The sequence below is a fragment of the Plantibacter sp. PA-3-X8 genome, from assembly GCF_003856975.1.
GTDB classification, from domain to species: domain Bacteria; phylum Actinomycetota; class Actinomycetes; order Actinomycetales; family Microbacteriaceae; genus Plantibacter; species Plantibacter auratus.
The window spans coordinates 1,808,531-1,820,040 of sequence record NZ_CP033107.1 but is presented as its reverse complement, the minus strand read 5'-3'; the positions used below and the strand labels follow the sequence as shown (position 1 = coordinate 1,820,040).

General features: G+C 69.3%; 10 protein-coding genes, 3 tRNA genes and 1 pseudogene. 9 read left to right on the top strand and 5 right to left on the bottom strand.

Annotated elements, in window-relative coordinates; genetic code table 11:
- Position 1 precedes the first annotated feature (1 nt).
- The 4 genes from folE to tilS all read right to left on the bottom strand — a co-directional run bounded on the left by folE (position 2) and on the right by tilS (position 4,464).
- The gene (folE, locus tag EAO79_RS08695; protein ID WP_079705155.1) at positions 2-664 is read right to left on the bottom strand and encodes a GTP cyclohydrolase I FolE; all 663 of its coding nucleotides are present in this window, start codon (positions 662-664) and stop codon (positions 2-4) included.
- Positions 665-669: 5 nt separating this feature from the next.
- The gene (gene ftsH / locus EAO79_RS08690; RefSeq protein WP_079705154.1) at positions 670-2,688 is read right to left on the bottom strand and encodes an ATP-dependent zinc metalloprotease FtsH; all 2,019 of its coding nucleotides are present in this window, start codon (positions 2,686-2,688) and stop codon (positions 670-672) included.
- A 154-nt stretch (positions 2,689-2,842) separates the two neighbouring features.
- Positions 2,843-3,394 carry a hypoxanthine phosphoribosyltransferase gene (hpt, locus tag EAO79_RS08685; RefSeq protein WP_064294334.1) on the bottom strand — a complete coding sequence of 184 codons (552 nt, stop codon included), beginning with the start codon at positions 3,392-3,394 and terminating at the stop codon, positions 2,843-2,845.
- A gap of 62 nt (positions 3,395-3,456) precedes the next feature.
- The gene (gene tilS, locus EAO79_RS08680) at positions 3,457-4,464 is read right to left on the bottom strand and encodes a tRNA lysidine(34) synthetase TilS (protein WP_241161025.1); all 1,008 of its coding nucleotides are present in this window, start codon (positions 4,462-4,464) and stop codon (positions 3,457-3,459) included.
- Positions 4,465-4,593: 129 nt separating this feature from the next.
- Here tilS and EAO79_RS08675 point away from each other — a divergent pair, with 129 nt between their 5' ends.
- Complete coding sequence (locus tag EAO79_RS08675; protein WP_079705152.1) at positions 4,594-5,085, top strand: inorganic diphosphatase; 492 nt, start codon at positions 4,594-4,596, stop codon at positions 5,083-5,085.
- 87 nt (positions 5,086-5,172) lie between these two features.
- Here EAO79_RS08675 and EAO79_RS08670 read toward each other — a convergent pair whose 3' ends face one another.
- Complete coding sequence (locus EAO79_RS08670; RefSeq protein WP_241161024.1) at positions 5,173-6,468, bottom strand: M23 family metallopeptidase; 1,296 nt, start codon at positions 6,466-6,468, stop codon at positions 5,173-5,175.
- Between the two features lie 291 nt (positions 6,469-6,759).
- On the opposite strand from EAO79_RS08670, the gene EAO79_RS08665 reads away from it, so the two are divergent.
- From EAO79_RS08665 to EAO79_RS08630, 8 genes and pseudogenes are all read left to right on the top strand, one after another.
- Positions 6,760-6,835 (top strand) — tRNA-Glu (locus tag EAO79_RS08665).
- 117 nt (positions 6,836-6,952) lie between these two features.
- Positions 6,953-7,026, top strand: a tRNA-Asp gene (locus tag EAO79_RS08660).
- A gap of 78 nt (positions 7,027-7,104) precedes the next feature.
- Positions 7,105-7,177, top strand: a tRNA-Phe gene (locus EAO79_RS08655).
- A 140-nt stretch (positions 7,178-7,317) separates the two neighbouring features.
- Positions 7,318-7,770 carry a hypothetical protein gene (locus EAO79_RS08650; protein WP_124768736.1) on the top strand — a complete coding sequence of 151 codons (453 nt, stop codon included), beginning with the start codon at positions 7,318-7,320 and terminating at the stop codon, positions 7,768-7,770.
- A 362-nt stretch (positions 7,771-8,132) separates the two neighbouring features.
- On the top strand, positions 8,133-9,404 hold the full coding sequence (locus tag EAO79_RS08645) for an HNH endonuclease signature motif containing protein (protein ID WP_124768735.1): 1,272 nt from the start codon (positions 8,133-8,135) through the stop codon (positions 9,402-9,404).
- Between the two features lie 378 nt (positions 9,405-9,782).
- Positions 9,783-10,241 carry a hypothetical protein gene (locus tag EAO79_RS08640; protein ID WP_124768734.1) on the top strand — a complete coding sequence of 153 codons (459 nt, stop codon included), beginning with the start codon at positions 9,783-9,785 and terminating at the stop codon, positions 10,239-10,241.
- A 42-nt stretch (positions 10,242-10,283) separates the two neighbouring features.
- A complete protein-coding gene (locus EAO79_RS08635) occupies positions 10,284-10,883 on the top strand; it encodes a TetR-like C-terminal domain-containing protein (protein ID WP_124768733.1) in 600 nt (199 codons plus the stop codon).
- Positions 10,880-11,290 (top strand): annotated as a pseudogene (locus tag EAO79_RS08630) (arsenate reductase ArsC); the annotation flags it as partial. The gene EAO79_RS08635 and the pseudogene EAO79_RS08630, both read left to right, overlap by 4 nt.
- Positions 11,291-11,510 lie beyond the last annotated feature (220 nt).

Below are 11,510 nucleotides of genomic sequence, written 5' to 3'. Positions count from 1 at the left end.
ATCACCCCGCCTGGTCGGCGGACGCGCCGATCAGGACCATCAGCTCGGCCCGTGCAGCCGGATCGGCCAGGGCTCCACGGCTGGCGATGGTGACGGTGGTGCTCGTCAGCTGGCGTGACCCGCGCATCGAGACGCAGCCGTGTGCGGCCTGGAGCACGACGAGGACGCCGCGGGGCGCGAGCCGTTCGACGAGGGTGTCGGCGATCTGCTCGCTGAGGCGCTCCTGGACCTGCGGGCGCGAGGCGAGTGTGTCGACGAGCTTCGGCAGGGCACCGAGTCCGATGACGAGTTCGTCGGGCAGGTAGGCGATGTGCGCCGTGCCGAGGAACGGGAGCAGGTGGTGCTCGCAGACGGAACGGAAGGCGATGTCGCGGACGAGCACGACGTCGCTGGTCGCGCCCTCCTCGATCGGGATGGGGCGCGCCAGGTGCACACCGGCGTCCTGACCGACGCCACCGAAGAACTCGGCGTACGCATCGGCGACACGCGTCGGGGTGTCGGCGAGGCCGTCGCGGGAGGGGTCCTCGCCGATCGCCTCGAGGATCTCGAGGACCGCTGCGGCGATCCGCTCGCGGTCCACGGACGACCGCGAGGCCGAGCCCTGATCGGGCTCGGCCTGCGCGGCTGCGACCGCGTCGTCCGCGGTGTGCTCGCCGTGGGTCATGCGGGCTAGGCGGTCGCCGGTCGCGGCTTCGTCGCGCGGGTGCGCTTGGGCTTCACGGGAGCCTCGGGCTCGGGCTCCGAGCTCACGCCGCCGTCTGCCGCACCGGAGTCGATGGGTGCGGTGAACGATGCGGAACCGACGGCCGAACCCGACCCGACGGGACGCTTCTTGCTGGACAGCCAGACGGGGCGCGGCGGGAGCTTCTTGACGTCCTTGAAGATCTCGGCCAGCTGGTTGTGGTCGAGGGTCTCCTTCTCCATCAGCTCGGCGGCGAGGCGGTCGAGCACGGCCCGGTTGGTCGTGATGACCTGCCAGGCTTCGTCGTGTGCGGCCTCGATGAGCTCGCGGACCTGGGCGTCGACCCGCTGCGCGATCTCCTCCGAGTAGTCGCGCTGGTGGCCCATGTCGCGGCCGAGGAACATCTCGCCCGAGGACTGCCCGAGCTTGACGGCACCGACATCGGTGGTCATGCCGTACTCGGTGACCATCTTGCGAGCGATGCCCGTGGCCTTCTCGATGTCGTTCGACGCACCCGTGGTCGGGTCGTGGAACACGAGCTCCTCGGCGACGCGGCCGCCCATCGCGTAGGCGAGCTGGTCGAGCAGCTCGTTGCGCGTGACGGAGTACTTGTCTTCGAGGGGCAGGACCATCGTGTAGCCGAGGGCACGGCCGCGCGGGAGGATCGTGACCTTCGTGACCGGGTCGGTGTTGTTCATCGCCGCCGCAGCGAGCGCGTGCCCGCCCTCGTGGTAGGCGGTGATGAGCTTCTCCTGCTCGCGCATGACGCGCGTGCGGCGCTGCGGGCCGGCGATGACGCGGTCGATGGCCTCGTCGAGAGCGCGGTTGTCGATCAGCTGGGCGTTGGAGCGCGCCGTGAGCAGCGCGGCCTCGTTGAGGACGTTGGCGAGGTCGGCACCGGTGAACCCGGGCGACTTGCGGGCGACGACCTCGAGGTCGACGCTCGCGGCGAGCGGCTTGCCCTTGCCGTGCACCTCGAGGATCTTCTTTCGGCCTGCGAGGTCGGGGGCGTCGACGCCGATCTGGCGGTCGAAGCGACCCGGGCGCAGGAGCGCGGGGTCGAGGATGTCGGGGCGGTTGGTCGCGGCGATCAGGATGACGTTCGTCTTGACGTCGAAGCCGTCCATCTCGACGAGCAGCTGGTTGAGGGTCTGCTCGCGCTCGTCGTGTCCGCCGCCCATGCCGGCACCGCGGTGGCGACCGACGGCGTCGATCTCGTCGACGAAGATGATCGCGGGCGAGTTCTCCTTGGCCTGCTGGAAGAGGTCGCGGACGCGGCTCGCACCGACACCGACGAACATCTCGACGAAGTCGGAACCGGAGATCGAGTAGAACGGCACGCCGGCTTCACCGGCGACGGCGCGGGCGAGGAGCGTCTTGCCCGTTCCGGGAGGGCCGTACAGCAGGACGCCCTTCGGGATGCGCGCACCGACGGCCTGGAACTTCGCGGGCTCCTTGAGGAAGTCCTTGATCTCCTCGAGCTCCTCGATCGCCTCGTCGGCACCGGCGACGTCGTCGAAGGTCACCTTCGGCGACTCCTTCGAGACGAGCTTCGCCTTCGACTTGCCGAACTGCATGACCTTGTTGCCGCCGCCCTGCATGCCGGAGAGCATGAGCCAGAAGAAGACACCGATGAGGAGCAGCGGGAGGAGGAGTCCGAGCATCGACAGGAGCCAGCTCGGCTGGGGCACCTTGTCGTTGTAGCCACCGGACGGGTCTGCGGCGTCGACGGCCTCGACCACGTCGGCCGCACGGGCGCCGACGTAGTAGAACTGCACCTGCTTGCCGAACTCGTCGTCCGCCTTCGTCAGCGTGAGGTCGACTCGCTGGTCGCCGTCGGTGATGACGGCCTCCTTGACCTGACCCTTCTCGAGGAAGGCGAGACCCTCTTGCGTGGAGACCTCACGGAAGCCGTTCATGCTCATCAGGCTGATGCCGATCCAGAAGACCAGGGCGGCGATGATGAGGTACGGGATGGGACCCTTGAAGAGACGCTTGACGTTCATAAGTTGAGAGGCCGGGGCTGGCCCGTTCCCTTTCTGCAGGAGGGGTCGACGGGCGGAGCCGCGTCGGAAATCAGGCTACCCCCTCGCCGCTGGATGCCTCCCCTGTGTTTGCCGTGGGCTTAACGGGGGTGCGGTGTGAGGTCGGTGGAGTGGTTCAGGCGTAGACGTGCGGGGCGAGGACGCCGACGTCGCGGAGGTTACGGTACTTCTCGTCGAAGTCGAGACCGTACCCGACGACGAAGTCGTTCGGGATGTCGAAACCGACGTACTTGCACTCGACGTGCACCTTGGCGGCCTCGGGCTTGCGGAGGAGCGCGCAGACCTCGATGGACGCGGCTCCGCGCGAGGCGAAGTTCTCGAGCAGCCAGGAGAGGGTGAGGCCGGAGTCGATGATGTCCTCGACGATCAGGACGTGGCGGCCCGTGAGGTCGGCGTCGAGGTCCTTGCGGATCTGGACGACACCGCTCGACTTCGTGCCGGCGCCGTACGAGCTGACGGCCATCCAGTCCATCGAGAGCGGGATGCGGAGTTCGCGCGCGAGGTCGGCCATGACCATGACCGCACCCTTCAGCACGCCGACGAGCAGGACGTCCTTCCCGGCGTAGTCGGTCTCGATCTGCCGGGCGAGTTCGGCGAGCTTGTCGCGGATCTCCTGCTCGGTGACGAGGATGGTCGTGAGGTCGTCGGAAATGTCGCTCTGCTCCATGCGTCGAGTGTATGCGAGATGACCCGGAAGCCCGTGCGCCTCCTGCTCGGAGAGCCCGGCGGTCAGCGGGCCGCGAAGACGATGCGTCCCGCGTGTCGGGACGCCGTCAGGCCGGGCAGATCGATCGGACCCTGGCCCGCCCAATCGGTGACGAGCCGCGCGACCTCGATCGTCTGCGACCGCGTGAGCGAGACGCCGAACTCGCTCTGCACGATGTGCCGGATGATCCGCTGGCGGAGCGCTGCAGGGTTGGCCGCGAGTGCGCCGGCACTGACGGAGATCCCGGCCTCGGCGTGCTCGACGAGCTCCTCGATGGTCTCCTCGATCATCTCCTCGAACGCTTCCGCGTCCTCCCGGGCGGCGTCGGCGGTGCGGGCGAGGGCCTCGGCGATCCCCGGCCCGAGCTCCGCCTCGAGCACCGGCAGGACCCGTTCCCGGACCCGGACCCGCGCGTAGGCGTCGTCGGTGTTGTGCGGGTCGTGCCACGGTTCGAGTCCTTCGGCAGCGCACGCCTCGCGGGTCTGGGAGCGCCGGATCCCGAGCAGGGGTCGGAGGAGCGCACCGGAGACGGGCGCCATCCCCTGGAGGCTGCCGGTTCCGGACCCGCGAGCGAGGCCGAGGAGGACGGTCTCCGCCTGGTCGTCGAGGGTGTGCGCGAGCAGCACCAGGGACGCGCCGACCTCGACTCGCGCGGCGTCGAGTGCGGTGTACCGGGCCGCCCGTGCCGCGGCCTCCGGTCCACCCTCGGAGCCCACCTCGACGACCCGGACGAGGACGGGGTCGAGCCCGAGGGCACGCGCCTGGTCCGCGGCACGCGCCGCGACGTCCGCCGAGCCCGGCTGCAGTCCGTGGTCGACGATCACGGCGCCGGCCCGCAGACCGACCTTTCCGGCTTCGAACGCGGTCGCGGCGGCGAGCGCGAGCGAGTCCGCACCGCCGCTCAGTGCGACGAGCAGGTCGGCACCGGCGACGTCACGCGACGCCGTGGGCGCCGTGCCCGCGATCGCGTCGCGCACCGCCTTCCGGAGGGCGGCGACGGACGGGTGGAGCGGGGGTCGGACGTCGTTCACGCGGACCACGCTATTGCACCGCGCCGAGCGCCTCCCCACACCGTTCGCTCCGGGACGCATCGGTTATGGTTGGTCCTCGTCGGCGACCGCGCCGACTCAACGTCATCCAACCGCGCAAGGAGCAGGCTTATGGCCGAGTACGACGCCGTCATCGAGATCCCGCGGGGCAGCCGCAACAAGTACGAGATCGACCACGAGACCGGTCGGGTCTTCCTGGACCGCGTCCTGTTCACGAGCTTCGTCTACCCCGCCGACTACGGCTTCTTCGAGAACACCCTCGGCGAGGACGGCGACCCGGTCGACGTCCTGGTCCTGCTCGACTTCCCGACCTTCCCGGGCGTCGGCATCAAGGTCCGCCCCGTCGGCGTGCTGCACATGACGGACGACGGCGGCGGCGACGACAAGGTCATCGCCGTGCAGTACAAGGACCCGCGCTGGTCGCACATCCAGGACCTGACCGACATCCCGCAGGCGACGCGCGACGAGATCGAGCACTTCTTCGTCCACTACAAGGACACCGAGCCCGGCAAGTGGGCGCGGATCGACGGATGGGGCGACGCCGCAGCGGCCGAGAAGATCATCCTCGCGGGCTTCGACAAGCTCAAGGCGGAGGGTCACTGACCCACTGCGGACCTCCGCACACCGCACGACGAAGCGGCCGGCACCCTCGGGTGCCGGCCGCTTCGTCGTGCGGGTCGCTGCGCTCGGTCAGCCGAGCGGCGCCCCGCGGTCGGCCATGAACGGCTGCGCGTCGATCGCACTGCCGTTGATGCGGACCTCGAAGTGCAGGTGGCAGCCGGTGGAGGCGCCGGTCGTCCCGACGTAGGCGATGACCTGTCCGGCGGAGACCTGGTAGCCGACACCGACCTGGATGCCGCCGTTCACGATGTGCGCGTAGCCGGTCGAGACGCCGGAGCCGTGGTCGATGAGGATGAAGTTGCCGTACGTGCCGTACCAACCGGCGTAGGTCACGGTGCCGGAGGTCGCCGCGTAGATCGGGATGCCGCAGCCGCCCGCGATGTCGGTGCCGCGGTGGAAGCTGCCTGAGCTGCCGCCGCCCGTGGAGATCGGATCGCGGTAGCCGTAGGTGCCCGAGATGCTGCCGGAGGCCGGGATCGCCCAGCCCTGGCTGCTGAGCTGACCGCCGTCGGCGCTCTGCCCCCGTGCGGCGGCTTCGGCCGCGGCCTTCGCCTTTGCCGCAGCGACTCCGGCTTCGTAGTCCTGAACCGTCTTCGCCGTCGTGTCCTGCAACGCGGTCAGCTGCGCGTTCAGCGTGACGATCAGCTCCTGGTTCTTCTCGAGCTTCGCCGCCGCCGCGGACGCCGCCGCCTGGGCGGCCTCCATGGCCGCCTGCGCCGCCTGCCGGAGCGACTCGCGCTCGTCGCGGGCGACACCGGCCTGTTCACCGAGCGCAGCCGCGGTGTTGCGCGCGGCGACCGCCTGCTCGTAGACGCCGTTGCTGTGCTCGGCGACCTGGTTCATGTTGCCGAGCTTCGACAGGAGGTCGGTCGCGCCCTTGCTCTCGCCGTCGAGGAAGAGGCTCAGGCTGAGGTCGGCGCCGCCGGAGCGGTAGAGCTGCGAGGCGACCCGACCGGCCTGCTTCGTCGCGGTGTCGGCCTCGGCCGTCTTGGCGTCGGCCTGCGACTGGATCGCGGTGGCTCTGGCGTCGGCCTCGAAGAAGGCCTCCTCAGCGGCCTGGAACTCCGTACCGCGCTTCTCGGCCTCGTCCTGGGCGACCTGCAGCTCGTCCTGCAACTGGACGATGAAGTTCTTGATGTTCGTGACCTCGGCGGCCTTGGCGGCCTCATTGCCCTTCGCGGCCTGGACGTCGTCCCACGAGGGGTAGTCGGCTGCCGACGCCGGGCCGGCGACACCGAAGGAGCCGACGATCGCGAGCGACATGACGATGGCGGCGGTGAGGCGTCCTCGCCACCGCACGGAGGACGCCGATCCGGCGTTGGCCGTCCGGCTTCGGCGCCAAGCGCCGGCAAGCTTCTTGCTCATGAAGTAGGGGCCCATCTCGGTTCGCTGCAGTCACATCGGTCACATCGGTACCACTGTCCACGCTAGCCCGACGGGGGGCGGGACCGGCTGTGGACACTCCCGTCGGCCGCGGCATCCGGGAGTGGTCCACGCCAGAGGCTAACCCCGGCCGGGGGCCGTGGAGTGGTCATTCGGCGCCTGTCGTCACATCCGGCATGGAGCGCCGATCGCTGCTCCGCGAACCCGATTTTGGATTCGGGGGTTTCATCCGTATGCTTGTCGCTCGGTAGTCATGAAGCTTCAGGGCTTCGCGGCCCTATCGTTTAGCGGCCTAGGACACCGCCCTTTCACGGCGGCAGCACGGGTTCGAATCCCGTTGGGGTCACCACCGACTACTGGAAAAACAGCCGCTCGGATTCAGGTATAGTGAGTCTGCGCGACTGCGAGAAGCACCGAGTAACACCAGCATCACCGTGGTTCGCATCACCAGCAATTCAACATGTATGGCCCTGTAGCGCAGTTGGTTAGCGTGCCGCCCTGTCACGGCGGAGGTCGCGGGTTCAAGTCCCGTCAGGGTCGCAAAAGGTCGGAAGCCCTCTCGCAAGGGAGGGCTTCTGCTTTTGAGACATCGTCGCCGTTCGTGCAGCTGATGTACTCGGCTCTGTAGCTCAGTTGGTAGAGCGCACGACTGAAAATCGTGAGGTCACGGGATCGACGCCCGTCGGAGCCACGGAACCCCCACCTAGCTTCTACATGGTGGGGGTTCTTTTTTTGCCCGGATGCCCGCGAACACCCACGCCACCACCGGAGTTGCCACTCCTGGCCCGCGGCGGACAGACTCGCAGTGTGGAATCGAAACCATCACACTGGGTGACCGCCTCCGTACTCGCAGTCCTGCTCGGCACGTCGCTCGTCGCCTGCTCGGACACGCGGTACGGACTGCCACGTGGTGAGGCCGTCGGCACCTGGCGCGGTGGGGACACCCGGCTCGAGCTCGCCGACGACGGGACCTTCGAGGCCACCGCCTGGCCCTCGGATGTCCAGTGCAGTCTTGACGACGACCCCCGCGCGGACGACCCGATCGACTTCTCCGGGACCTGGATGGTGGACAACGAGGGGACCAATCGAGACCTCGTCCTCCATCCCGGCGACGGCGCATGCGAGACGTCCCGGATCACCTCCGACGTGCGGAGCGACGACGGTCTCGCGCGCCTGTGCGTCCACGCCCGCGGATCCTTGTCCGGCCCGGCCGAGAACTTCTTCACCCTGTATCAGGGTGATCCTCCGGAGACCGAGGATCCGGATCGCTGCCTGAACTACTAGCCCGGCCGGGCAGACGAGTCTCACCCGTCCGATCCCTGAACCTTCCCCGCTCCCTGAGCCTGTCGAAGGGCGCACGGAGAAGCATCCAAGACCAGCGACACCCATCCGGTCCCTGAGCCTGTCGAAGGGTACTCGTAGGCACTTCGACAAGCTCAGTGACCGGAAGAGGTGCACCCGCACTCACTCCGGTCTCCGCGCAACCTTCCCCGGCCCCTGAGCTTGTCGAAGGGCGCCCGGGAGAACCCCGCGAATCCGGCATGCCTCCTCCGGTCCCTGAGCCTGTCGAAGGGCACACGAGGAGACTCCCACATCCGAGACGACTCGGCATCTGGAATGTCAGTGGTCCATGATGGACTTGTCTCATGACCGAGACCACCCCAACCGCGACCCGCGCAGGCGACGAATACGCCGCGCAACTCGCGGAGTTCTCGGACGAGTGGGCTGAGATCCACCGGCAGCAGGCCGTCCTGGACGCGCGGAAGGCGCGCCTCCTGGCCCATTCCGCCGCCTATGCGGCTGCCTTCGCGGACGCCACAGTCCCGGCCATCTTCCCGCCGGCCGAGCGTCAGGCGCTCTCACGCCGGTCAACGTGCGCGGCCCTCGCGATGGCGACCCGGATGCCGGAGCGGACCGTCCAGCTTGCGACGAACGACGCCGAACGTCTCGTCAACGACGCACCCGTCGTGCTGGCGTCGCTGGAGGCGGGGCGGATCTCGGCGCGGCATGCGCAGGTGATCACCGACCAGCTCTGTGACGTCCCTGCTGCTGGGCGGGCGGTGTTCCTCGAGCAGGTGCTGCCGGTCGCCGAAGGTGCGACCGTCTCGTACCTCCGGCAACGCGCTCGCATCATCCGCGAGCGCCTCCACCCCGAGTCCATCACCGCCCGAGCGGTCCGTTCCGAGGCTGACCGCCGCGTCGAGTTCGAACCCGCAGCCGACGGCATGGCGTGGGTGCACCTCTTCACCACGGCGCCGATCGCGCAGGGCATCATCGAGCGCGTCGAAGCAGCCGCCGCGGAGTCGCGCGCTGCCGGCGACACCCGCACGTGCGCCCAGCTGCAAGCGGACGCCCTGGCAACCCTCGCCCTCACCGGCGTGACCCCGAACGACGTGATGTCGAGCCCGGTGCTCCCGCACCCGATCGAGGTCCAGGAGCACATCAAGCCCACCGTGCAGATCACCGTCCCGGCATTGAGCATGGCCGGCGTCAGCGACGCCCCGGCCACCCTCGATGGCTACGGCCCGATCGACCCCGAGACCGCGGCTCGCATCGCGGTGAACGCGCCCAGCTTCACCCGGATCCTCGTCCAGCCGGAAACCGGCGCCGTCCTCTCCGTCGGGCGGAATCAATACCGGGTCCCGGCCGACCTGCAACGCGCGGTCCGCCTGCGGGACGGCACCTGTCGCGCACCAGGCTGCGGCAGGCGAGCCCGGGCCTGCGACCTCGACCACTCGGTCGCATGGGAAGACGGCGGAACGACGGATGTCGGTAACCTCGCCTGTCTCTGTCGACATCATCACCGGATGAAGCACCTGCCCGGGTGGAACCTCGAACACGGACCCAGCGGGGTCCTCGACTGGACGACACCCGACGGCAAACACCACCGGACCGAACCGGACCCCGCACCGTTCTGACCGTTTCCGGTCCCTGGGCTGCGCCGCACTGAGCTTGTCGAAGTGTCGAAGGGTTCCCCGTGGGCACTTCGACACGCTCAGCGACCGAGAAAAGTGTGCCCGGAACGATGAGGCGTCCTCGTGGGCACTTCGACAAGCTCAGTGACCGGGGTGGACTGTGCTCGCACGCTTTCGATCCCTGAGCCTGTCGAAGGGCACCTCGGTCGCGCCGGCTCCGTGGCCGGGAACGGTACGGCCGGATCCCTTCGATCCCTGAGCCTGTCGAAGGGCAGGCGGGGTGCTCTCGCTCGGTGCGCGGGAGGACATCCGCCGGCTCACATCGTGCACCTCCGTCCGCAAGCCCCAGACATCCGGGGCCGATCCGGACAGACTGGTCGTATGAGTTCTGCAGACGACCGCGCGACCGACGGCCCCGACGACGCCCACCGAGTCCCCGCAGGGGTCGACGACGCGACCGTGGAAGCGGTCGGCAAAGTGACCGAGGCGCTCGAAGTGGTCGAGCAGGCGCGCGGCATGCTCTACGGCTTCCATCGCCTGACCGGCAAAGCGGACCTCGCGCTCGGCGAAGCCGCGGACGCCCTGCGCGAAGCCGGACACGACGCGCTCGCCAACCGGATCGACACCGAGCTGGTCGGACGCAACGTCATCGACGGACGCTGGACGTTCCAGATCGTCGAAGACTACGACGGCAACTACTGGGAACCGTTCCGCACGCTCGAGGCGGAGGTCCGCAACGAACTGGCGGGCGGCCGACGCCACCTCGCGGAAGCCGCCATGAAGGAGGACCGCCGCACGCACGGCGCGCCCCACCACGAAGCCACACCGCCGACGGTCTGAAGCCGCACGGCATCAGGGCCGCGTGCCGTTAGGCTCGATCCGATGACCGATGCACCCGTTTCCCGGACGAAGCTCTCCCGCCAACGGGTGATCGTCGGAGCCGCCGAGTTCGCCGACACGCACGGCGCCGACGCCCTCACGCTCGCCGCCCTGGCCCGCGAGCTCGACACCTCGGCACCGGCCCTCCTCAAGCACGTCCGCAGCACCGAGGACCTCCGCGCTGCCGTCGCCCAACTCGCCCTCGCCCAACTGGCCAGCGGACTCGACATCGCGACGAACGGCCTGAGCGGGCCCTCCGCACTCACCGCGCTGGCCGACGGGTACCGCCGCTTCGCCCTCACCTATCCCGGTCGGTACGCCCTCGCGTTCTCGATCGAGGACGTCCGCACCGACACCGGCGAGCCGGCCGACCGCGAGCTCGTGATGCTCGTCGAACGAGCACTCGCGGGGCGCGGTCTCGACAGCGTGGCGATGACGGACGCCGGACGCATCGTCCGGGCCGCCCTCCACGGCTTCGTGTCCCTCGAGCTCGTCGGCGGCTTCACCCGCGGCGCCGACCCCGCCACCAGCTACGCTGCCCTCGTGGACCTGCTCGACCATTCGTCCGCGCTCGGCTCACGCCACCTCCAGGAGACGCCATGACCAGCACGACCACCACCGCCCCCACCGTCCTCTTCGTCTGCGTGCACAACGCCGGTCGCTCCCAGATCGCAGCCGGCTTCCTCGACGCCCTCGCCGGCGACCGGGTCGAGGTGCTGTCGGCCGGGAGCGAACCGAAGGACCGGATCAACACCGTGGCGGTGGAGGCGATGGCCGAACACGGCATCGACATCACCGCAGCCGTGCCCCGCATCCTCACGACCGACGCCGTCCGGGCGTCCGATGCGGTCATCACGATGGGCTGCGGCGACGCCTGCCCGATCTTCCCCGGCAAGCGCTACGAGGACTGGGAACTCGAGGATCCGGCCGGGCAAGGCATCGAGGCCGTCCGCCGCATCCGCGACGACATCGAGGAGCGGATCGCCGCACTGTTCGTCGAACTCGTGCCCGCCGAGGCATCCGAGTTCCCGGCCACCATCGGCTCGGTCGCCCACGAAGCGCTCGGCGCGCACGGGTTCACCCGCTTCGAGCAGCTCACGCGGGTCTCGCCCGCCGCCCTGCTCCGCATCCACGGCGTCGGCCCGAAGGCCGTCGACGTCCTGACCGAAGAACTCATGTCCCGCTCACTCGCCTTCGCATCCTGAGGACGCCTGCGGCGCGCAACCCCAT

What these genes read in the sequence shown, in the direction of transcription:
- folE (WP_079705155.1), bottom strand. Translation starts at nt 664, where the DNA reads ATGACCCACGGCGAGCACACCGCGGACGACGCGGTCGCAGCCGCGCAG.
- ftsH (WP_079705154.1), bottom strand. Translation starts at nt 2,688, where the DNA reads ATGAACGTCAAGCGTCTCTTCAAGGGTCCCATCCCGTACCTCATCATC.
- hpt (WP_064294334.1), bottom strand. Translation starts at nt 3,394, where the DNA reads ATGGAGCAGAGCGACATTTCCGACGACCTCACGACCATCCTCGTCACC.
- EAO79_RS08675 (WP_079705152.1), top strand. Translation starts at nt 4,594, where the DNA reads ATGGCCGAGTACGACGCCGTCATCGAGATCCCGCGGGGCAGCCGCAAC.
- EAO79_RS08670 (WP_241161024.1), bottom strand. Translation starts at nt 6,468, where the DNA reads ATGAGCAAGAAGCTTGCCGGCGCTTGGCGCCGAAGCCGGACGGCCAAC.
- EAO79_RS08645 (WP_124768735.1), top strand. Translation starts at nt 8,133, where the DNA reads ATGACCGAGACCACCCCAACCGCGACCCGCGCAGGCGACGAATACGCC.
- EAO79_RS08640 (WP_124768734.1), top strand. Translation starts at nt 9,783, where the DNA reads ATGAGTTCTGCAGACGACCGCGCGACCGACGGCCCCGACGACGCCCAC.
- EAO79_RS08635 (WP_124768733.1), top strand. Translation starts at nt 10,284, where the DNA reads ATGACCGATGCACCCGTTTCCCGGACGAAGCTCTCCCGCCAACGGGTG.